Origin of the sequence: Paraburkholderia sp. RL17-347-BIC-D, assembly GCF_046027915.1 — a bacterium.
Classification (GTDB): domain Bacteria; phylum Pseudomonadota; class Gammaproteobacteria; order Burkholderiales; family Burkholderiaceae; genus Paraburkholderia.
In genome coordinates this window covers 45,307-66,585 of the sequence record NZ_JARESS010000002.1, presented here as the reverse complement: position 1 = coordinate 66,585, position 21,279 = coordinate 45,307, and the positions used below count along the sequence as shown (strand labels likewise).

Genomic DNA, 21,279 nt, shown 5'->3' with positions numbered 1-21,279 from the left:
AGGGTGACCTCGCCCGACGTGATCGACGATGCGAACCGGTGCTTGGCCGTCAGGAACTGGCGAGCCGCGTCTACGAGGTCGAGCCGGTCGACCTTGAGTTCAAGGAGACGACATGAACGCAGTGTGCCCGCTGCACGGGCCAACGAAAATCATCCGCACGAATGCGTACGGGTTTCCGGTCTACGCGTGCTGCTGCGACGACGTGACCTATGTAACGCCGCCGGATGCGTGTACGAGAGCGCCGACGCAACGCGGGCGTGACCCGCAACCCGAACAACCGAAGACGAGGAAAGAATGATCTGCCGGGCACCTGCCGCCGAGGTGGCGGCAGGCCAGGCTTCAGCCAATAAGATCGGCACCTGTCGTCAGGACGATCTTTCCAAAGTGCGTGCCGGAATCGATCAGCTCGTGAGCGCCGCGAGCGTCGGCAAGCGCAAAGGTCTTGTAGACAACCGGCTTGATCTTGCCGCTCTCGATGTGCGGCCAAACCTGCCGCTCCAATTCGTTGATGATCGTCGCCTTGTCCGCGGATGTGCGCGACCGTAATGTCGAACCCATATGCGTGAGACGTTTCGTCATCATCGGCACGACGTTGAGATCCTTCGCCGGCCCCTTGATCACGCCCACCTGTAGGATCCGTCCGTCCATGGCCGCGGCGTCATAATTTCTGGCCACGTAGTCGCCGGCAATGATGTCGAGGATCACGTCGACGCCTTTTCCATCGGTAAATCGCTTCGTTTCGGCGACGAAATCGTCGTCGCGGTAATTTATCGCGAGATCCGCGCCTAGCGCCAGGCTGGCCTCCCGATGCGCCTGCGAGCCAACTGTCGTGATGATTTTCGCAGCGCCGAATGCCTTCGCCAGCATGGTCGCCGTGGTACCGATACCTGACGCGCCGCCGTGGATCAACACCGATTCGCCGGCAACCAGCTTGCCGCGCTGGAACAGGTTCAGCCATACCGTCATCAACGTTTCGGGCATCGCCCCCGCTTCCACCAACGTCAAGCCTTTGGGGATAGGCATTGTGTTGCAGGCGTGCGCGACGGCATATTCCGCGTAGCCGCCGCCGGGAATCAATGCAAACACCAGTTCGCCGACCCGGAATTGGGACACGTTGGCGCCCACGGCAACCACCTGACCTGCCACTTCCAGCCCCGGGATATCAGAAGCGCCGGGGGGCGGATCATACAGCCCCTTGCGCTGGAAAACGTCTGGGCCGTTCACGGCAGCCGCGTGGATGCGGATCAGAACCTGATCGGCGGCCGGCATCGGCACCGGGCGCGTAGCCGGCACCAGGACCTCAGGACCGCCAGGCTGTTTGATCTCAATGGCCGTCATGGACGACGGCACGCGATAAGTTGAAGCAGACATGGATACCACTCCTTCTATAGGTGAGGCTCGACTGATCCGGGCGGATCGTTGAACGAGGAACTCTTGCGTTCAGTATAGGGCTCGACATTGATGAATATGCGCAGCATTATTCACACTGTGAGATGCAAATTTGCATCAGGAGGGCAGCACGATGAACTGGGATGACGCGCGTGTGTTTCTCGCGGTGGAGCGCGAAAAAACGCTCCGTGGAGCGGCTAGGACGCTCAATCTCGATCAGGCGACGGTCGGCAGACGGATTGCGGCACTGGAGCACGCCCTACGCGCAACGCTCTTCCTGCGCACCTCCGAGGGTTACGCGTTGACCGCCGCAGGCGAGGCCGCGCTGAGATCAGCGGAGAAAATGGAACAGTCCGCACACGAACTCGTCAGACGAACTCAAGGCACGGATACACGGCTTGCGGGGGACGTAAGAGTCACCAGCACCGACTCGATCGCGCTCGACTTCCTGCTTCCCGCCATCGAACGCCTGCACGCTGCGCATCCCGAAGTGCGCGTCCTGCTGGACACGTCGACGCGCATGCTGAATCTGGCAAAGCGTGAAGCGGATATCGCGGTCCGGTCGGTCAAGCCGGAAAATCCCGATCTTGTCGCGCGGCGCCTGGCTCGCTGGCCCATGGCGCTCTTTGCATCGAATGCTTATCTCGAACAGCACGGCAAGCCCGCCACTGGCTCCGCATTTGCGGGCCACGATCTCGTCGTCTATCAGGGAAACTGGACCGGCACTCGATCACCGACTCTTGCTGGCGAACCGATACACGCGGGGCGCATCGTATCGACCTTCAATTCCAGCCTCATGTTGCGTACCGCGGTGAAGGCGGGCATCGGCATCGGTGAGCTTCCGATACATCTGGCTGAGCACGACGGCCTCGTGCAGATATGGCCGGAACCCCCACGTGGAGCGGTCTACGAAATCTGGCTCGTCACGCATCAAGACCTTCGGCATACCGCGCGCATCGCAGCAATGATCGACGGCATCGTCTCCGCGTTCGAAGAGCACACAACCCACAAAAAATAGTCACGCACGACCTGGCAGCGGCGATTGCGTGTCGCCCGCTATCGCGCGATCGTCCATCATTCGCACCGCGCGATCTGAATGCGCCTGCCTTTTGTCCGATATTCATCTGCGTCTGCGAATATCCTGGATTACGCTATTTTTGCTACGCGACTTAAAGCGTGGCTGACTCACGAAGTCACAATTGCGCGGACTTTCGTGCACCTCTTCTGCACGTGCCTGCCGACACCGAGCTAAAAAAATAACCGCTTGGTGAAGCGTTTCCCCATTTAATTACTTTGGCCAACGCCGAGGCTTTTTCGCATCTCACGCGGGAATAGCCGACCGCATCGAGGGCCCCTCTTTCATTTATCGCTCGTTTCCGCAAACGGCGGCAGCCGGGAATCACTGCGGCGATTTTTAATTTCATTTGTTTGAATTGGGCACCTCATTCCGCCAGGCAACAGGCCGCGGCGCGCTGTGATGTTACGCGCCTGACTGGGTGACAAGGAGATGACCATGAAGATCAAGCATCTAAGCATTTTGTCAGCAACCGCCGTTGCACTTCTCTTGCTCAGTGGCGCCGCGCAGGCCGACGACCACGGCGGCCACGGCGGCCCCCGCAACCTTTGCTCGAACGCAACCCTCAGGGGACCGTATGGGTTCACCGGTCACGGACAAATTCTTGGCTTGATAGGACCGGATAATGCGGTTCATCCGTACGCCGCTACGTCGATCCTCGATGACGTCGCCTTGGTGACGTTCGACGGCACAGGCGGTTTTACGCGCACCGACTTCGGGGTTATCGGCGGGCTGCCGAAAGGGGGGTCGACTGCATTCAATCCGAACCAGAATGGAACCTATACGGTGAACCCTGATTGCACCGGTACCATGAAAATCGTCTATACCGCTGGCGGAGCCGTGCCGGCCGGCGTCGAGACCGATCTGAACATCGTCGTCGCCGCCGACGGGACGCTCGTCGAATCCGTTGTCTACAGGGCGGTCACCGTGGCAGGCGTGAGCGGCGACGGCACGGTGACGTGTCCAAAGTATTGCGAGCAAGCTGTGCAGGAGAGTTTCGAGGGGAAAAAGGTCGTGGTCTACGGCTTCCGCTGATCCCTTTCCGGATGATGGGTTCACGCTGGCTCGCTATGGCGCTTTCATGAGGGGCGCCAAGCCCGAGCTTGGGCGCAGGTTTTTCATCTTTAAAGCGTGCGCTTTCTCGGGATGATCTCGTCACTTTCCCGATCTATTGCTGTCCAAACGACCCGTGTCTCTCAACACGACACCTGCCACATCCTGATTGCGCTCTACTCCGTCCACTGCCAGTGGTGTCGTATAAAAATTGTGAAGCAGGTGCACGCACGTGATCAGTAGGTCCAGTCAAACTATAAGCAGTGGCCAGGCCACCTCAAACATTCGGGGCCTTGCGATGCTGCGAAGCCTGTTCGAACGCGTACCCGAAGCGGAAGAGATCACGTTCGTGATACGGATAGACAACCAGTTCCATGCCTACTGGTAAGCCTGCTTTTGTGAAGCCCGCAGGCAGACAGATCGATGGCATCCACGTCTGCGATGCTATGAGCGTGTTGGTGGGGAACGTCAACGTATTGGTCCGCCCTGCTCGCACGTCATCTTTCTTCGGTGGTGGAACCTGAACAGCGGGGTAGCACAGCGCCTGCACGTCAGCATCAGCCATGATCTTCACAACCGCCCGCTGAAAGCGGTCACGCGCGGCCAGTTTGCGGAAGTAGTCGGGGTCGTCCTCTGGATGCTTCGGACCGTCGAATACGCTTTGCAGAAGATCCAGCACCGGATGAAACTGCTTGGCTTCTCGAATCGCTTCGAGCGAACGGTACGGCAGTGCGGGTCGCTCGGCGAGAAACGCGTTCAGGTCGGCACGCGAATGCGTCAGGTAAAGAGACGTCTCCAGGATTTGTTCCATAAGCGCCGGGATCTCCACCTCGACCAGAATTGCACCCGCTGCCTGTAGCTGCTCGAGGCTACGGCGAACTGCAGCATTCACCATCGAACAGGCCGGGTCGCTATCGGAACCGAACGCTTGACGCAACACGCCGACGCGCACACCATTCAAATCTCCCGCATCCAGATGATCGGCATAGCTACCGGTATGACCGGCAATCCGGTGTACGACGGTGTATTCGTCGCGTGGATCGTAACCCACCATGCTATCCAGAAGCATCGCCGCGTCGGTGACCGTGCGTGCCATGGGTCCCGCCGTGTCCTGAAACACGACCAGCGGCGACATCCCGTCCCTGCTGATCAGTCCAGGTGTCACGCGCACACCCACCAGATTATTGAAGCTTGCAGGCAGTCTGATCGAGCCACCGGTATCTTCCCCGATGCCGACCAGCCCCAGATTGGCAGCGATTCCGGCTGCCGTGCCGCTGCTCGATCCTCCCGAATCGTGCGCCAGGTCGTAGGGATTCAGGGTCTCGCCACTCATAGACGAAAAGCCGAACCACGACGTGGCGAAATCCGGCATGGTCGTCTTGGCGAGCACGAGCGCACCGGCACGCTTTAATTGCGCAATTGCCGTAGCGTCTCTCGCGGGTACGTAGCCTTTTTGCGCGATCGACCCGAAGGTCGTCTGGATGCCGGCCGTTTCGATCTGATCCTTCACAAGGAGTGGAACGCCGTGCAAGGGTCCAACGAACCGGCCCGTCCGTGCGAATTCGCGATCCAGTGCATGTGCTTCGTCGCGCACCCGCGGATTGATCGAGACGATTGAATTGAGCCGTGGCCCATTACGATCGATCTTCTCGATGCGAGAGAGATACATTTCGACGAGTTGCTCCACCGTGAGAGCGCCTGACTTTAGCGCGCGATGGACAGAATCGATGGTCGCTTCTTCGAGAATGAATTCGGACATGTTGATCACTTTTGAGTAGAACAGCGGGATACCGCTGTCGGATTCCGCACTGTTTGAACGATGAGTGCCGTTGTTTGTGCAAGGTCAGTTCATGCGAGGCACAGCGCGTTGAATCGCTATGCCATGCTGCGCCAATATCTCGCGTACAGCCGTCAGTATCAGGACGGCGTGAGGCGTATCGCTGTGCACGCACACCGACTCGAATTCGATGGCGATGTCACGCCCGTCGGTCGTCACAACACGCCCTTCGATACACGCTCGCAAGACCTTTTGCGCTATCTCGCGTGGCTCAAGCGGGCGAACTCGCCGCGAAAACACTATCGATCCTGAATTGTCGTAGTCACGGTCCGCATAGAACTCGCGTACTACGGGGTGTCCAGCAGTTCTGGCCACCCGCTCGATGACGCTATCCGCCATGCAGTAGATCGGCAATCCGGCGTCGAGCAGACGAACGGCGCGCACAAGCCCCGTAGCGAATGCCTCATCGACGGCCGCGTGCATATAAAGCGCTCCATGAAGCTTGACGTGACTGAGGTCCAGCCCGTGCAATCTCGCAAATTCGCGCAACGCACCGCACTGATAGATGACGTCATTGACCAGTTCTTCCGATGAAGAATGGATCGCACGACGGCCAAATCCAACGAGATCGCGATAGCCAGGATGAACGCCGATCGCAACGCCGAACTCTCGCGCCATCGCTACGGTACGCGCGATCGTGCAGGGATCGCCGGCATGAAAACCGGCGGCAATGTTCGCCGAACTGATCTGCGGCATGATCGCTTCATCCACGCCGTCGCCGATCGACCAGACGCCAAACCCCTCGCCGATGTCCGAATTCAGATCCACAGAATCGCGATGCACTTTTCGTCTCCCATGTCATCGGGGCTTCACCGCACCCCACAGGAACAACGATAGCCTCCGCACAGGATTCGAAAAAGTTGTTTCTTTATATGTCTCCGTATATATTTTTTTCATATCCGCGTGGGCAAACGGCGTGTAGTCTCCGTCATCGTCAGCGCCATCCAGGCCTTCGAGCGGGACTGACGCGATTCCAGGCTTCGTAACCATGTCCATCACACTTCGTCAGTTGCGGTACTTCGTTGCCGCTGCAGAACTCGGCCAACTATCGCGCGCCGCGATGGAACTGAATATCAGTCAATCGGCCGTGACAATTGCAATTCGCGACCTCGAGCAGACGGTCGGCCGGCAACTACTGCAGCGCGGTCCGCAGGGTGTCGATCTGACCGATGCTGGCCGCCGCTTTCTCGAACACAGCTACACCATTCTCGCCAGCGTCGACGAGGCACTCAGGGAATCGAGCGATGAGAGCACGACTGAAAGCAATGTGCGGGTAGCGGCGAGTTACACGCTCCTTGGTTATTTTCTGCCTTACCACCTGCAACGGATCGCAACGCTATACCCACAACTTTCGATCCAGTTGCACGAAGTCAGTCGCGATGAAATGGAAGAAGGACTCATCGCCGACCGATATGACGTGGCCGTCCTGCTTGCCGACAATGTCGCAAGTTCGAGCCTCGCGGTCGAGCGTATCTTCGCGTCTACACGACGTCTTTGGGTCGCGTCACACCACCCATTGCTTGAAAAGCGCTCTGTGTCGTTTGCTGATGTCGCCAAAGAGCCTTTCATCATGCTGACCGTCGACGAAGCCGCCGACACGGCGATGCGCTACTGGAGCAAGACCGGCTATCAGCCACACGTGATCTTGCAGACGTCTTCGGTCGAGGCAGTGCGCAGCATGGTTGCCAATGGCAGCGGTGTCGCTATCCTGTCGGACATGGTGTACCGGCCATGGTCGCTCGAAGGCAAACGCATCGAGACAATCACACTGGGGAACTCGGTACCTTCAATGGCGGGCGGTATCGCCCATACGCGCGACAGGACGATCACGCCCGGCATGCGTGTCTTTCTCGACTACTTCCGCGAAACCTTCAATTCGCCCTATCTCCCTCATGCGGCCTTGCGTCAGTCGCGCACGGCGGCACGCTAAGCCTCGCTCAGAGAACGGTATGCAAAATTTTTTAGACCAGTCGCTTTTCAAACCAGTGATGGGCATACGGTTCCGCGCTGAATGCATCGACCTCGACGTATCCGGATTGCCGGTATAGCGAGATCGCCTCGCGCAGCGTTCGATTTGTCTCCAGGCGAATAATGCGCACTTTGGCCTGCCGAGCCCGTTTCTCCGCCTCCACGATCAACCGGCGGCCTACACCCATGCCGCGAGCGGAAGGGCTCACCCACATTCTCTTGAGCTCGGCCGGGGACTTCTTATGAAACTTGAGCGCGACGCAGCCGATCGGGCTTCCATGGAGTCTCGCGACGATCAACGCGCCTTCCGGCGCCGTCAGTTCACGGGCATCCGCCGACAGGCTCATGGACGGGTCGAATCCTGCGTCAAAGCGCTCATCGAGTTCGCTGAAATATTGTTCGAAGCACCACCGTGCGTCATCGCTATCGGGCTCCTCAAGCGCAAAATTCACGAGAGATGCTTGTAGCAAACGCTCGACCTCAGACATGGCCGCGACCAGTCTGCGACGTTGCTCATCGCCGAGCGGTTCGAGCGCGCGTAAAGCGACCGCGTCAGAGAGGCGTTCGAGTTCAGCCCTCTCCGTGAGGCCCTCCTGAGTCAGGCAAGCCCGGCGCACCCGGCGGTCGCCTGGATGAGCGAGAACAGTGACAAGTTTTTGCCGTTCGAGAGAGGCCAACGTACGGCTGACATAGCCTGAATCAAGATTGAGCCGCGCGCGAAGAGCACGAATGTCCGCACCTTCGACACCGATCTCCCATAGCAGGCGTGATTCACCCATCGGGCGGCCCCGTCCAAGGAAATGGTCATCGATAGCGCCAATGCTTTCGGCGACTATGCGGTTAAAGCTGCGGATCTGGAGAACGTCGGACGTGTCCATATCTCTGACTTTAGTCAGAGATATGGAGTCCGTCAACATCAAGTTACTTGCGAAAGCGTCCCGCTAGCCATGCGGGTTCCAGACGGTCCGAACCCAAACAGAAATCGCATACTATTCAAATGATCACGCTCTGAGTGCCGCGCCGCTGTCCGATCTCCGCCCCTTCATTCAGCGCCTGGAAAACAGGAGAACGCCGACAATTGCAACAACGGCGCATCATTCATACTCTGCACCTGCACCAGAATCAGAAATGAACAGTCTTTCGTCAAGGAGGCGTCGATGCGAATCTTGATTCTCGGAGCAGGCGTGGTCGGTGTCACGAGCGCCTGGTATCTGGCGCGTGCCGGTCATGAGGTGGTGGTCGTCGATCGCCAACCCGCTGTTGCGCTCGAAACAAGCTTCGGCAACGCCGGCCAGATTTCACCGGGCTACGCGTCGCCGTGGGCCGGGCCGGGCGTACCCGCCAAGGCCGTCAAATGGCTGCTGCAGAAGCATCCGCCCCTGTCGCTCCAACCGGACGGCACCCTGTTTCAGATGCAATGGCTGACACAGATGCTGGCTAACTGTACAAAAAAGCGTTATGCCGTCAACAAGGCGCGCATGGTGCGGCTCGCCGAATATAGTCGCGACTGCTTCATGGCGCTGCGCAACGATACCCATATCACGTACGAAGGTCGCCAGCAGGGCACGCTGCAAGTCTTTCGCACGCAAAAACAAATGGACGGTACCGCCAAGGACATCGACGTTCTGAAGGAAATGGGGGTGTCTTATGAGTTGCTGTCACGCGACGAACTGGCTCGCGCCGAACCGGCGCTAGAGGGCTCAAAGAATAGACTGGTCGGAGGCCTGCGTTTGCCAGGCGATGAAACCGGCGACTGTCATGTGTTCACCACCAAACTGGCCGAGATGGCGCAAGCGCGCAACGTGCAGTTCCTGTTCCAGCGCGACATCGATGGCCTGGTCGTCGAGGGCGGCACGCTAAAGGGCGTACATTCCAACGGCGAAACATTGACTGCGGACGCTTGTGTCGTGGCACTCGGCAGCTATTCCACCGCACTGCTGCGCGACCTGGTTAGCATTCCGGTCTATCCCGTCAAGGGGTATTCAATCACTGTGCCAATTACCAACGCTGCCCAGGCACCGGTCTCGACCATTCTCGACGAAACCTACAAAGTCGCGATCACCCGCTTCGAGGATCGAATTCGCGTGGGGGGCATGGCTAATCTGGTGGGCTTCGATAAGGAACTGCACGGCACCCGGCGCGAGACGCTGGAATATGTTGTCACCGACCTGTTCCCGCATGCAGGCGACGTGACGCAAGCCAGCTTCTGGACTGGCCTGCGGCCAATGACCCCCGACGGCACGCCGATTATCGGCCCGACCGCGATCAAGGGCTTATGGCTCAATACCGGCCACGGCACGCTGGGCTGGACCATGTCCTGCGGTTCGGGACAACTGCTGGCGGATTTGATGTCGGGCACAACGCCGGCCATCAAATCCGACGATTTTGCGGTCAGTCGCTACAGCAGCTAACCGGACGCTCGCACTAAAACCACGGGCCGGAGTCGCCCCACTTCTGCGGTTCGGCCCGGATTCACCCCAAGGGCCGCTTCCAAAGCTCAACGTCATTCCTGTGCCCGTCTCAGTTGACGGGTGATTCGGTCGAACCCAGAAGCTCGGCACCAGCCGCAGTTATCGGCGCGCGGAGAGCCACAACTCTCGCATTTCCGCCGGGTGTCCGCGGAATAACGATCCAAAACCTCCCTCAAACGCAGATTTACACTCGCCGCCAGAATCGGAAAGTCGATTCCGGATTTCTGGCACGAAATTTTTTCGGATTCCCAAACCTCTCTTTTCAAACCCCGCTCTCCGGATTTTCCCGGCTATGCATATCACCGCGTTTGCGTTCATGAGAATCTAGTTTGTCGCTCAGGGGCGACTCTGCCGCTTCAACAGCGACAGACTTTTTTCTCATTTAACTACGGGGTTTGAAATGGACCGCATCGATTCAGTCGTTTTGTCGCAAAATACGGGTTATACGTCGCTCGGAGAACGCTTTAATCAGAGCGCCGTAAAGAAAACGGAAAGGTTGCCGTTTACGATAAAGGTGGTAAGTAACCTGGCGGATCTCGACAAGGCCGTCGAGATGCGCCGGACCGCCTATCGGCGCCATTTGCCGGAATTCGCCGAGACCATGGGCGTCGAGGCGTTGGATGGAGCGCCCGGCACGGTCGTGCTGCTCGCGCAGTCGCGGCTGGATGGCGGCCCGCTCGGCACCATGCGGGTCCAGACGAACGCATTCGGTCCGCTCGCCGTCGAACAATCGGTCCGCCTGCCGGATTGGTTGGGCGAGGCGCGCCTCGCCGAGGCGACCCGGCTCGGCGTCGCGCGCGGTGCGATCGGTCGGATGGTGAAGGTGGCGCTGTGCAAGGCATATTTCATGTATTGCGCGCAAAACGGGGTCGACTGGATGTTAATTACGGCACGTTCACCGCTCGATCGGGAATACGAAGCGATGCTGTTCGGCGATGTATACGGCCAGAACGAATTCCTGCCGATGGCGCACGTTGGCGGGTTGCCGCATCGGGTGATGGCGAAACCGGTTGCATTGGTCCGTCAGCGCTGGGCGAAGGTCAACCATCCGTTCTTCGGATTCTTTTTTGAAACGGATCACTTCGATATCGACGTCAGCGTCGCATCAAAGCAGGGGGAAGACGGCCAAGGGACTGAGTGCGGCGGCCCGCCGAGCGAAGGCTCAGACCGTCTGCGGTCGCTGAGCGAAGCGTAAAGCAAGGTGTCCGCCTGGCGAAATCCGGGCGGACGAGAGATCGGCGGCGCTAGCACAGTCGTGCTTTCGCCGCTGACCATCGCAGCATCGCAATGAAATCGAGAATGAAGTCATTGGGAAAGGGCAGCAAATGACAAGCGTTAAGTGGACGTTTCGGGACCGACTGACCGGCTGGGCTTTCCAGCGGTTCTCCGTATACGTCGCGCCATTTGTGATCGTGCTGGGCAGCGTCGCAGTCATGCTCTGGGCGCCGCGCCAATTCGATACGACAGGAACGGTCACGCTCAGCTTTCCCGTGGTTGCGGATCCGTCGGCGTCACTGTCACCCGCCAATGCCATCGCCCGCCTGCGCGATACCGCGCCCACCGCACGTTTCAGCACTCATCTCGCGGAAACGCCATTCTGGTTCATGCTCACGGCACCTGAGCTCGCCAGTGGCGCCACCACGTCCATCGACCTGCCGTCGCGGCACGCGCAGACGCTATCCTGCTGGCGCACGGCCCCCGTCCTGACGCTGCTCGGCGCGGGCGACCGCCACGGCACGAGCGGCGAGATGAACTTCAATAAAGCCGGCTTCGCGCTCGGGCTCGGCGAGCACGCCGCCAATGCGCAAATCCTGTGCCGAGGCACCTTCTCCGGACCCGCCTATATCACCGCTTCCGCATCGAGCCCGGAGAAGCTCGAGATATCGACCCTCGACTTCCAACAGGCCGCATCGCTCATCACCGGCGGCCTGGTGACGCTCGCGATCTTCGTGTTTGTTACGGCAATCATCAATCGCGAATGGACTTACGTGATCTTTGCCGCCTGGCTCGTCGGCAACCTCCGGCTGAGCGCCAACGCAATGGGCTTCGATACCGAATGGATGGGCCGGCTCATCCCGCCCGACCATATCGCGCTCTTGCGGCAATTCACGTTCGCGGCCTACTACGTGCTGACCACGACACTCTTCGTGGAACTGTTTCGCCGCGAGCTGAAAGCCATCGGCCTGCGCTGGAGCCTGCACGCCGTGCGATATGGTGGCTGCCTGCTGATGATCGCTGCCTTCACGCTGAATTACGCGCACTTCATTCCGGTGCTGTGGGCATGCGCCAGCTTCTGCATACTGGTGCTGACCTACTTCCTCGTACAGTTGGTCATCAAGGCACGTTCGCGCACGGTGCTCTGGTATGTCGCGTCAATGGCGATCGTGCTGTTCGCGACGCTGTCGCAAGTGCTCGCCGCCGCGCTCGGTGTGAAAGCGCTGGCGGGCGCGCTTAGCCCCGTGGTGACGGCGTTGTCGTCGAGCATGCTGTGTGCGTTCGCGATTGCGGAACGTATGCGCGAAGAGCGCGAGCGCCGCCGGCAAATGCAGGTCGAGCTGCGCAACACCTATGACGTCACGCCGATCGGCCTCTTCACGCTGAATGGGGAAAGCGCCTTCGTGCGCGCCAATCCTGCGCTGCACTCGATGCTGGGCCTACCTCAACAGCACGACGGCACGCATCGCTGGGCCGACTATTTCGCCCCGGGCGCCGAGCGCGTTCTTGCTGAGCTTCTCGCGCGCGACGACTCCGCGTCGATCGAAATCGAAGGCGCAGCCGGCACGAAGACAGACGCGCGGCGTTACTCGCTGCGGGCGATTCGCGCGAAAGGCTTCATCGAAGGCTCGCTCGAGGACGTGACGGACCGCTCGAAAGCCGTGGAGCGGCTGCACTTTCTAGCCGAGCACGACCCCCTCACCGGTCTCCTGAACCGTCGCGGCATCGAGCATGCAATCGGCCGGCAACGCGGCGAAACCGGTCCGTGGGCACTCGCGTATCTCGATCTCGACCGCTTCAAGCTGTTCAACGACCTGTTCGGCCACGGAACCGGCGACGAAATATTACGGCACGTCGCCGCGCGCCTCGTCGAGCGTCTCGGCTCCCACGTGCCGATCGGGCGCATCGGTGGCGACGAATTCGTGTGCGTGCTCGCGAACACGGCTATCGACGATGCAATCGCGCGCTGCCGCGAACTCGTTCTGGCGTTGAACTCCGCACCATTTCACGTCGACACGCGAGCGTTCCAGGTCAGGGGATCGATCGGCGTAGTCGAGTGCTCGCAAGGTGAACGGGTGCTGGACGCCCTCGCCTATGCCGACCGCGCGTGTCGCGCGGCGAAACGCGGCGGCACTGCGCGGCTCGTCGCACTACGCAAGGGCGCGCCGGCGTTCGAGGAGCGCGCCGCCGAAATCAGCCTGATCGAGGCACTGGGACAGAGCCGGCTGCCCGAAGGGTTGTTCCTCGTGATGCAACCGATCATGTCGATGCGCGCGCCCACAGAAGCACTCGACTTCGAAGTGCTGCTGCGTCTGCGCATGCCGGACGGCTCGGTGGCGACCGCCGCGAAGCTGATCGCCGCCGCCGAGGACTCCGGCACCATCATCGCGATCGACCGCTGGGTGCTCTCGACGACGCTCGCATGGCTCAGAGAGAACCGCGCGTCGCTCCCCAACACTTGCTTCGTGTGCGTGAACCTGAGTGGCGGCTCGCTCAACGACGAACACTTCCTCGACGAACTGTTCACGCTGTTCTCGCGTCACGAGGACGTCGTTCATTACCTGTGCATTGAAATCACCGAAAGCGTCGCGCTGCACGATCTCGAACATACGGATCGCTTTATCGCGCGCGTGCACGACATGGGCGCAAAGATCGCGATCGACGATTTCGGCGCGGGTCAGACGTCGTTGCGTTACCTGAAGAAGCTGTCGGCCGATGCACTGAAGATCGACGGCGAGTTTGTGCGCACGATGTGCAACCATCCGGCCGACATCGCGATCGTCGAGGCGATCATTACCCTCGCACGCAATCTCGGCATGCGCAGCATCGCCGAATGGGTCGAAGACCTCGAGACCTTGCGCGCGCTGAAGGAATTGGGCGTCGACTATGTGCAGGGCTTCGCGATCGCGAAGCCGCAAGAGGCCAGGGAGATTCTCGCGGCCTCCTCCGCCGCGAGCTTCGTGACCAACCCCGAGGTCGCACGCTACCTGAAAGCACAACAGACGCTGCACCGCGGCGCTGACGACCAGCGCATGGAGCGTGAAAGCGCGGTCTGACGCGGCTCGCCGCGCCCCGGCCGCCGACGCCAAACTAGCCGGGCTCGTTAAAACACTCGCAATGGTTTTCCGCGTTGCGCAAAAACGGTTACTTGTACAACTCCGACTCCGCCATCAGGGCCGGCGTACCAATAACCTCATTGATGCCATCGAAATCGAGCATCCGGTCTCGCCACGGCGCGGTCGTCCCGTGGGCATGCAGGCAGCCATAATAGCCCTGTAACGTATGCGTCACCGCGCGCGCCGTGCCGCCAGGAAAGATCACGATACGAAAGCCCAGTTGCGTGAGCGTCTGTGCATTCTGTATCGGTGTCTTGCCGCCCTCGACCATATTCGCAAGCAGCGGCACGCGGCCAGCGAAGCGCTCGCACACGGTTTCCATCTGCTCGAGTGAGCGCAACGCCTCAATGAACAACGCGTCCGCGCCCGCTTCCAGATAACGCTCGGCACGCTCGAGCGCAGCGTCCAGCCCTTCGACAGCCGCCGCGTCGGTGCGCGCGAGAATCAGCGTATTGGCGCTCACTCTTGCATCCACGGCCGCCCGCAGTTTGCCGCACATTTCGCCTGCGGGAATCACCGATTTGCCATCGAGATGCCCGCAGCGCTTCGGGAATGTCTGATCTTCGAGCTGGATCATCGCAGCGCCGGCGCGCTCGAAGCCGCGCACCGTACGCTTGACGTTCAGCGCATTGCCGAAGCCAGTATCGGCATCGACGATCACCGGCAACGCGACACGCTCGGTGATGCGCGCGAGCGTATCTTCGACTTCGGGAAACGTCGTCAAGCCGACATCGGAACGCCCTAACCGCGTGTACGCAATCGACGCCCCAGACAGATACAACCCTTCGAAACCAGCCTGTTGCGCGACCAGCGCGCTCAACGCGTCGAAGACGCCAGGCGCGAGCAAAGCGCCTTGGGCGAGAAGTGTCTTCAGTGGTTTGATTTCGGTCGCCATGATTTTTATTCCTGCAGTTCAAAAAGGCAAAAAGGCCGATTGCGCGCGACCACGCACGCGCAACGTGGCGCGCTTACGTTGCGAGGCGATCCGCGAAGGCCTCGCAGGTCGTCAATTCGCCGATCGTGCGCAGATCGGCGAGCGCCGTGTCGTGCGCGGCCGGCGTCGATGCCGCGCAGCCATCGCCCAGCACCAGCACGCGATAGTCGCGCATGTGCGCGTCGCGCGCGGTGCTCGCCACGCCGCCATTAGTGACGATGCCGCAAATCGCCACGGTGTCGATACGCGCGCGGCGCAGCACCCAGTCGAGCTGCGTGTTGAAGAAGGCCGAATAGGCGACCTTCCAGACCGACACGTCGATGAAAGGCTCAAGTGCGGAGACCGTCGCATGACCGCGCGAACCGGCGACAAAATCCCCACGACGCAAAAATGGACGCAGTTGCTTCAGATGCGGCGAAATCATCGGCTCGCCGTCGGCATCCGGCCACAGCGTAAACTGGCTGGCCGCGATAAAACCGCCTCGCTGCTTCAACGTGCGCGCCACGGGCGCAATGCGCGGCGGTAACGCGCGCGCAGCATCCGAAGCCGCGCCGCCGCGATCGTAGGCACCGCCTTCGCTCAGAAAGTCGTTCTGCAGATCGACGATGATGAGCGCGGTATGACGCGCGTCCAGGGTCGTGTCGGTCGACATGTGCGGCTCCTTAGTCCGGCTTGCGTGTGATCAACAGATTGCCGAGCGCATCGACGCGCCCGCTGAATCCGGGTTCGAGCCAGATCGTCGTATCCCCCTGCTCGAGAATCGCGGGACCGTCGACCGTTGCATCCACCGGCAGATCGAGGCGTGCAAAGCGCGTTGCGTCCCACCATTTCCCGGCGTGGAAAACGGCTTGCGTACCAAGCGATGGCGGCATCGCCGTGGCTTTCGGCGCGAGCACCGCCAGATCGAACTTGGGCCGCACACCGATACGCGCATAACGCAGGTTCAGGATGCGCACCGCGATGCCGCCCAGCGCGCGCCCATAGGCCGCGCGATAGGCCGCTTCGAAAGCCGCGCCGATGTCGGCGCGTTCCAGCGCATCGCGCGGCACTTCCACACGCACCGTATGGCTTTGCCCGACGTAGAGCATGTCGAGTTCGATGCTTTCGCGCACCGCTTCGAACGCGACACCGGCGGAGTCGAGCCGCGCCTGGCACGCGTCGGCCATGCCGGCGACGCGCGCGCGCAAGTCTTCGACATCGAGATCGGCGAGCGCGCGATTGAGCGTCTGCACCGCGTCGTGCCGCATGTCGGCGATCACGCAGCCGATGGCCGACGTCACGCCGGGGAAGCGCGGCACGATGCCCGTCGTGGTGCCGACTTCGCGCATCATCGCGCACACATGCAACGCGCCACCGCCGCCGAACGGCATGTACGCGAACTCGCGTGGATCGTGGCCACGCTCGATCGACACCAGCCGGATCGCGCCCGCCATCTTCGCATTGGCGACCGTCAGGATCGCCTCGGCCGCCGCGTGGGCATTCAGCCCGAGCGGCGCGCCGACGTGCTCGCTGATCGCCTCGTGCGCCTTGCCGACGTCCATCTGTGCCAGCAGGCCGCCGCCCAAAGGACGATCCGCCGCGATGCGTCCGAGCAGCACGTTGGCATCGGTCACCGTTGGGCGCAGATTGCCGCGTCCGTAGCACGCCGGCCCCGGCACGCTACCCGCCGATTCGGGACCGACCTGCAGCAGGCCGCCCGCATCGACCGACGCGATCGAGCCGCCGCCCGCGCCGATCGTCTCGATCTGGATCATCGGTGCGCGCACCACCATGCCGAAGTCGATCGACGTCTGCGCGGACAACGATGCTTCGCCGTTCGCCACCAGCGACACATCGAACGACGTGCCGCCCATGTCGCCCGTCACGAGGTTCGGATAGCCCGCCGCACGCCCGATTGCGGCGCACGCGATCACACCCGCAGCCGGACCCGACAGCGCCGTGCGTACCGGCACGTCGCACGCGGTCTGGCGCGACATGATGCCGCCGTTGCTCTGCACGACCAGCAGTTCGCCGCGAAAACCATGCGCCTTCAGATCGCCTTCGAGGCGCGTCAGATAGCCGCCCACCACCGGCTGCAACGCGGCGTTCAACGTGGCTGTCGAGCATCGTTCGAATTCGCGGATTTCGGGCAGCACCTCGGTTGCCGCCGTCACGTTCGCGTTCGGCCAGATCGCGCGCACCGCCTCGACGGCTTGCGCTTCGTTGAGCGGATTCGCATAGGCATTGATGAAGAAGACGCACACCGCTTCGCAGCCGCGTTCGAGCAGATCGCGCGCCGCCGCCCGCACCTGCGCGAGATCCACCGGCGTGTGCAAGGTGCCGTCGGCCAGCACGCGTTCGTTCACTTCGAGGCGAAGATCGCGCGGCACCACAGGCTCGAAGCTGCCGCGCAAGCCCCAGGTGCGCGGTCGGTCGCGGCGGCGCATTTCGAGCACGTCGCGAAAGCCTGCCGTCGTAATGATGCCCGTGCGCGCCACCTTGCGTTCGAGCAAGGCGTTCGTGCCGACCGTGGTGCCGTGCACGATCGTCGCGATCGCGCCGGCGCCGCGCTCGCCTGCGTCGTCGCCGGGCGCACCGATGCGTTCGATGCCGTTCATGAAGCCGCGCGCTTCCTCGCCCCGCGTGGACGGCACCTTGACGACGCGCGCCGTGCCCGCTTTTTCGTCGAGCACGAACAGATCGGTAAACGTGCCCCCCACGTCGACACCGACGACGATTGAACCGTGTGCAGCCGCCTTCATACCTGTTGCTCCTTCCGAGCTTTCGTCACATAACCCATTGCCGAATCGCGCTTGCGGGCGGCATCGTCACGCCCGGACGGCGCGCCGTAACCGCCGCCGCCTGGCGTTTCGAGCCGCACCCGTTCGCCGCGCTTCAGGCGAATGCCGAGCATCTTCGACGCCATCGGCGGCGTGTGCCATGCACCGTCCTGCTGATAGCGGAACACGTTGGGCACGGACGCCTCGCCGCCCGCGATACCTTGCGGAGCCGAGCGTCCGCGTTCGCCGAAAATGAATGCTTCGGCCTCATGTTCGAGCAGTTCGATTTCATAGATCGCGCCGAGACCGCCGCGATAGGTGCCGTCGCCGCCCGAGTCAGGACGCAACGCCCACTGCGTGAAACGCACCGGATACGCGGCTTCGAGAATCTCGAGCGGCGGAATGGTCGCCGTCGAGATCGGCGCATTGCCGTGACTCAGACCGTCACCTTGCGAATGGCCGCCATGCCCGCCGCCGAAGAAACTGAACATCACCCACCGCTGGCCCTTGCGCGCGCCCTCGCTGCGATGCCCGGCGATCGACAGCGCGTTGATGGTGCCGTACGCCTGGGCCATCGCCAGTTCCGGCGCGGCCTGCGCCATCGCGCAGAAGATCACGTCGATCATGCGCAGGATCGTTTCGGTGTAGCCGCCGACGGGGCGCGGCCGATCCGCCGAGATCAGCAGTCCGTCCGGCAGCACGAACGACACGGCGTCCAGTACGCCGGCATTGGCGGGCACGTCGGGAAAGAGATGCTTGAGCGCGACATAGCACGCGGCAATCGCCGTGGCGCGCGAAATGTTCACCGGCCCGGCGCAGGCAGGCGACGTGCCGGTGAAGTCGAGCGTCAACGTGTCGCCCGCCACGCGCATGCGCAACGCGATCTTCAGCGGCTCGTCGCGTACGCCGTCGTTGTCGAGCATGTCGTCGAACGCGTAGTCGCCGTCCGGCAGCGCCGCCACGTGCGAGCGCATCAGCTTGACGGCACGCTCGCGCAGCAGTGCGAGCGCTTCGAGCACGGTAGCGTCGCTGTAGTCGTCGAGCAAGCTGCCCAGGCGACGCGCGCCCAGTTCGAGCGCCGCGAGCTGGCCGTTGAGGTCGCCCCACAGACTATCGGGCAGGCGCGTGTTGGCCTGCAGGATGGCGAGCACGTCGGCATCGAGTTCGCCGCGCCGCACGATACGCACGGGCGGAATCTGCACGGCTTCCTGCCAGCATTCGGTGGCGGCGGGATTGTAATTGCCGGGCACCGCGCCGCCGACATCGTGCCAGTGCGCGGCCGACGCCAGGAAGCAAAACAGCTTGCCGTCGCGAAACACGGGCCGCACGAGCTTGAAGTCGTTGGCGTGCGTGCCGCCTTCATACGGGTCGTTGAACAGCCAGACGTCGCCATCGACCATGCCGCCGCGCTCGCCCGCGACGCGGATCGCCGCCCGCACCGCGAACGCCATCGCGCCGACGAACACGGGCAGGCCGGACTTGCCCTGCACCAGCGTCGCGCCCGACAGCGCGTCGTAGATGCCGTGACAGGCGTCGTGCGCTTCCGCGATGATCGGATTGAACGCGCTGCGGTAGAGCGTCGCGTCCATTTCGTCGGCGATCTGTTCCAGCCGCCCTTTGAGGACCGCCAGCGTGACGGGATCTAGCATGAGGTGACTCCGTTGGATGTGGGGTAACGCTGCTTGAGCAGGTTGAGCAGACCGCCCGCCTCCACCATGTCGAGCAGAAACGCGGGCACCGGCTCGCACGTCAGTTCGACGCCATCGGCGCGGCGGATGCGGCCCGCGCGCGGGTCGATCGCGATGTGCTCGCCTTCGTCGATGGATCCGGCGTCAGCACATGTGAGCAGCAACAGGCCGACGTTGAACGCGTTGCGGAAATAGAGGCCGTTGAATGCCGGCGCGATCACGGCCCGCACGCCGAGGCGCACCAGCGCGGCCGCCGCCTGTTCCCGCGACGAGCCGATGCCGAAGTTCGGCCCGGCCACGAGCACGTCGCCCGGCTGCACGCCCGCCGCGAAGTCGGGGCGCGCAATCTCCAGACAGTGTCGCGCGATTTCGTCAATGCCGAATTTCATGTACGCGCCGGGCGCGAGCGCATCGGTATCGATATCCGCGCCGACGCGCCAGACGCGATGCGCAGCGGACGTCCCTCCATGCACGGCTTGCGGCGGGTTGGTCGGACGTTCGCTCATGCCAGCACCTCGCGCGGATCGGTAATGCGCCCGCGCAACGCAGACGCCGCGACGGTATAAGGCGAGCCCAGATAAACCCGTGCCGACGCCGCGCCCATGCGTCCCTTGAAGTTGCGCGCGGTACTCGAAATCACCGTGCTGTTTTCGGGGATCGAGCCGCCGTAACCGGCGCACGCGCCGCACGTGGTCGCCAGCAGTTGGGCGCCCGCCTGTTCCAGCACGGCCACCACGCCTTCGCGCGCGGCCTGCTCCCGATCGCGCACGCTTGCGGGAGCGACGACGAGTTGCACGCCGCTCGCGATGCGATGACCGCGCAGCACGCTCGCCGCCGCCCGCAAGTCCTCCAGCTTCGCGCCCGTGCAAGCGCCGATATAGGCGACGTCGACGGCCACATCGCCGTATGCGCCAACGTCACGCGTATTCGCCGGGCTGTGCGGTGCGGCCACCTGAGGCGCGAGCCGTGCGGCGTCGAAATCGTGCGTCTCGGCCTCCGCTTGCGGATCGCCTTGCCAGCGGCAGAGCTCGATGTCGTCCTGCACGCCGGCAGCGCGCAAATAGTCGGCCGTCACCGAATCCGGCGCGATCAAGCCGACTTGCGCACCGAGTTCCGCGCTCATGTTCGACAATGTCATGCGCTCCTGCATCGACAGCGCCGTCACGGCCTCGCCGCAAAATTCGACGGCCTGGTAGCGGCCGCCATTCATGCCGAAGCGGCCGATCATATGCAGCATCATGTCTTTCGCCGTGACGCCCTGCGCGAGGCGCTGCCGCCAGTTCATCCGCAACGTGCGCGGCACCTTGACCCAGATTTGCCCCGACACCGCGACGCCGAGCATCTCGGTGCTGCCGATGCCGAACATGTACGCGCCGAATGCGCCGCCCGTCGGCGAATGCGAGTCGCCGCCGACGCAGAACATGCCCGGCCGCAGATGGCCGCGTTCCGGCAAGACGACGTGGCAGATGCCGACACCGTCGTAGACGTTCGGCAACTGCTGCGCCACCGCCCAGTCGCGCGCAATGTGCACGATGCGGCGCGATTCGTCGTCGGTCTCGGGTACATAGTGGTCGATCACGAGCACGACCTTCGACTTGTCCCACAACGACGCGCCGAGTTGTTCGAGCATAGGCTTCAGGCGCCGCGGACCGCTCGAATCATGAAACATGGCGAGATCCACGTTGCAGGTGACGATTTCCCCGACTTCCACTTCCGGCCGCCCGCAGGCCGCCGCAATCAGTTTTTGTGCAAGCGTTTGTGCTACTGGCATTGA

Annotated in this window: 17 protein-coding genes; 7 read left to right on the top strand and 10 right to left on the bottom strand. The window is 62.2% G+C overall.

Annotation, left to right across the window (positions count from 1 at the left end):
• Positions 1-112: 112 nt before the first annotated feature.
• Complete coding sequence (locus tag P0D96_RS03665; RefSeq protein WP_115101509.1) at positions 113-298, top strand: hypothetical protein; 186 nt, start codon at positions 113-115, stop codon at positions 296-298.
• A gap of 41 nt (positions 299-339) precedes the next feature.
• Here the strand turns inward: P0D96_RS03665 and P0D96_RS03660 are convergent, their stop codons facing one another.
• A complete protein-coding gene (locus tag P0D96_RS03660) occupies positions 340-1,338 on the bottom strand; it encodes an NAD(P)H-quinone oxidoreductase (protein WP_408312310.1) in 999 nt (332 codons plus the stop codon).
• A 184-nt stretch (positions 1,339-1,522) separates the two neighbouring features.
• Here P0D96_RS03660 and P0D96_RS03655 point away from each other — a divergent pair, with 184 nt between their 5' ends.
• Complete coding sequence (locus tag P0D96_RS03655) at positions 1,523-2,407, top strand: LysR family transcriptional regulator (RefSeq protein ID WP_408311778.1); 885 nt, start codon at positions 1,523-1,525, stop codon at positions 2,405-2,407.
• A gap of 495 nt (positions 2,408-2,902) precedes the next feature.
• Positions 2,903-3,499, top strand: a complete 597-nt coding sequence (locus P0D96_RS03650) for a carbohydrate-binding protein (RefSeq protein ID WP_408175302.1) — start codon at positions 2,903-2,905, stop codon at positions 3,497-3,499.
• Between the two features lie 295 nt (positions 3,500-3,794).
• On the opposite strand, the gene P0D96_RS03645 is transcribed toward P0D96_RS03650, so the two are convergent.
• Positions 3,795-5,276, bottom strand: a complete 1,482-nt coding sequence (locus P0D96_RS03645) for an amidase (RefSeq protein WP_408311775.1) — start codon at positions 5,274-5,276, stop codon at positions 3,795-3,797.
• Between the two features lie 84 nt (positions 5,277-5,360).
• A complete protein-coding gene (locus P0D96_RS03640; RefSeq protein WP_408175305.1) occupies positions 5,361-6,137 on the bottom strand; it encodes a 5-oxoprolinase subunit PxpA in 777 nt (258 codons plus the stop codon).
• A gap of 205 nt (positions 6,138-6,342) precedes the next feature.
• Between P0D96_RS03640 and P0D96_RS03635 the strand changes: the two genes are divergently transcribed.
• Complete coding sequence (locus P0D96_RS03635) at positions 6,343-7,284, top strand: LysR family transcriptional regulator (protein WP_408175306.1); 942 nt, start codon at positions 6,343-6,345, stop codon at positions 7,282-7,284.
• 31 nt (positions 7,285-7,315) lie between these two features.
• Here P0D96_RS03635 and P0D96_RS03630 read toward each other — a convergent pair whose 3' ends face one another.
• Complete coding sequence (locus P0D96_RS03630) at positions 7,316-8,200, bottom strand: bifunctional helix-turn-helix transcriptional regulator/GNAT family N-acetyltransferase (RefSeq protein WP_408175308.1); 885 nt, start codon at positions 8,198-8,200, stop codon at positions 7,316-7,318.
• 279 nt (positions 8,201-8,479) lie between these two features.
• On the opposite strand from P0D96_RS03630, the gene P0D96_RS03625 reads away from it, so the two are divergent.
• The 3 genes from P0D96_RS03625 (at position 8,480) to P0D96_RS03615 (ending at position 14,064) form a co-directional block, all read left to right on the top strand.
• Positions 8,480-9,733 carry a D-amino acid dehydrogenase gene (locus P0D96_RS03625; RefSeq protein WP_408311771.1) on the top strand — a complete coding sequence of 418 codons (1,254 nt, stop codon included), beginning with the start codon at positions 8,480-8,482 and terminating at the stop codon, positions 9,731-9,733.
• A 460-nt stretch (positions 9,734-10,193) separates the two neighbouring features.
• Positions 10,194-10,988, top strand: a complete 795-nt coding sequence (locus P0D96_RS03620; RefSeq protein ID WP_408311768.1) for an N-acyl amino acid synthase FeeM domain-containing protein — start codon at positions 10,194-10,196, stop codon at positions 10,986-10,988.
• A 130-nt stretch (positions 10,989-11,118) separates the two neighbouring features.
• Complete coding sequence (locus P0D96_RS03615; RefSeq protein WP_408311765.1) at positions 11,119-14,064, top strand: putative bifunctional diguanylate cyclase/phosphodiesterase; 2,946 nt, start codon at positions 11,119-11,121, stop codon at positions 14,062-14,064.
• An 88-nt stretch (positions 14,065-14,152) separates the two neighbouring features.
• On the opposite strand, the gene P0D96_RS03610 is transcribed toward P0D96_RS03615, so the two are convergent.
• From P0D96_RS03610 to P0D96_RS03585, 6 genes are all read right to left on the bottom strand, one after another.
• Positions 14,153-15,019: an isocitrate lyase/PEP mutase family protein gene (locus tag P0D96_RS03610; protein WP_408175313.1), complete on the bottom strand. Its 867-nt coding sequence runs from the start codon at positions 15,017-15,019 to the stop codon at positions 14,153-14,155.
• Positions 15,020-15,092: 73 nt separating this feature from the next.
• On the bottom strand, positions 15,093-15,710 hold the full coding sequence (locus tag P0D96_RS03605; RefSeq protein ID WP_408311763.1) for a cysteine hydrolase family protein: 618 nt from the start codon (positions 15,708-15,710) through the stop codon (positions 15,093-15,095).
• A 10-nt stretch (positions 15,711-15,720) separates the two neighbouring features.
• Complete coding sequence (locus P0D96_RS03600) at positions 15,721-17,799, bottom strand: hydantoinase/oxoprolinase family protein (protein ID WP_408311760.1); 2,079 nt, start codon at positions 17,797-17,799, stop codon at positions 15,721-15,723.
• Positions 17,796-19,466, bottom strand: a complete 1,671-nt coding sequence (locus P0D96_RS03595) for a hydantoinase B/oxoprolinase family protein (RefSeq protein ID WP_408175317.1) — start codon at positions 19,464-19,466, stop codon at positions 17,796-17,798. Before P0D96_RS03595 ends, P0D96_RS03600 begins: the two co-directional genes overlap by 4 nt.
• Positions 19,460-20,011: a LeuD/DmdB family oxidoreductase small subunit gene (locus tag P0D96_RS03590; RefSeq protein WP_408311758.1), complete on the bottom strand. Its 552-nt coding sequence runs from the start codon at positions 20,009-20,011 to the stop codon at positions 19,460-19,462. The genes P0D96_RS03595 and P0D96_RS03590 overlap by 7 nt, the downstream gene beginning before the upstream one ends.
• Positions 20,008-21,276 (bottom strand): 3-isopropylmalate dehydratase large subunit, encoded by a 1,269-nt coding sequence (locus tag P0D96_RS03585; protein ID WP_408311755.1) that lies wholly within the window; start codon positions 21,274-21,276, stop codon positions 20,008-20,010. Before P0D96_RS03585 ends, P0D96_RS03590 begins: the two co-directional genes overlap by 4 nt.
• Positions 21,277-21,279: the final 3 nt, after the last annotated feature.

Coding starts and splice junctions, on each gene's coding strand:
- P0D96_RS03615 (WP_408311765.1), top strand. CDS start 11,119: ATGACAAGCGTTAAGTGGACGTTTCGGGACCGACTGACCGGCTGGGCT.
- P0D96_RS03650 (WP_408175302.1), top strand. CDS start 2,903: ATGAAGATCAAGCATCTAAGCATTTTGTCAGCAACCGCCGTTGCACTT.
- P0D96_RS03630 (WP_408175308.1), bottom strand. CDS start 8,200: ATGGACACGTCCGACGTTCTCCAGATCCGCAGCTTTAACCGCATAGTC.
- P0D96_RS03625 (WP_408311771.1), top strand. CDS start 8,480: ATGCGAATCTTGATTCTCGGAGCAGGCGTGGTCGGTGTCACGAGCGCC.
- P0D96_RS03660 (WP_408312310.1), bottom strand. CDS start 1,338: ATGACGGCCATTGAGATCAAACAGCCTGGCGGTCCTGAGGTCCTGGTG.
- P0D96_RS03635 (WP_408175306.1), top strand. CDS start 6,343: ATGTCCATCACACTTCGTCAGTTGCGGTACTTCGTTGCCGCTGCAGAA.
- P0D96_RS03585 (WP_408311755.1), bottom strand. CDS start 21,276: ATGCCAGTAGCACAAACGCTTGCACAAAAACTGATTGCGGCGGCCTGC.
- P0D96_RS03655 (WP_408311778.1), top strand. CDS start 1,523: ATGAACTGGGATGACGCGCGTGTGTTTCTCGCGGTGGAGCGCGAAAAA.
- P0D96_RS03600 (WP_408311760.1), bottom strand. CDS start 17,799: ATGAAGGCGGCTGCACACGGTTCAATCGTCGTCGGTGTCGACGTGGGG.
- P0D96_RS03595 (WP_408175317.1), bottom strand. CDS start 19,466: ATGCTAGATCCCGTCACGCTGGCGGTCCTCAAAGGGCGGCTGGAACAG.
- P0D96_RS03645 (WP_408311775.1), bottom strand. CDS start 5,276: ATGTCCGAATTCATTCTCGAAGAAGCGACCATCGATTCTGTCCATCGC.
- P0D96_RS03605 (WP_408311763.1), bottom strand. CDS start 15,710: ATGTCGACCGACACGACCCTGGACGCGCGTCATACCGCGCTCATCATC.
- P0D96_RS03590 (WP_408311758.1), bottom strand. CDS start 20,011: ATGAGCGAACGTCCGACCAACCCGCCGCAAGCCGTGCATGGAGGGACG.
- P0D96_RS03620 (WP_408311768.1), top strand. CDS start 10,194: ATGGACCGCATCGATTCAGTCGTTTTGTCGCAAAATACGGGTTATACG.
- P0D96_RS03665 (WP_115101509.1), top strand. CDS start 113: ATGAACGCAGTGTGCCCGCTGCACGGGCCAACGAAAATCATCCGCACG.
- P0D96_RS03610 (WP_408175313.1), bottom strand. CDS start 15,019: ATGGCGACCGAAATCAAACCACTGAAGACACTTCTCGCCCAAGGCGCT.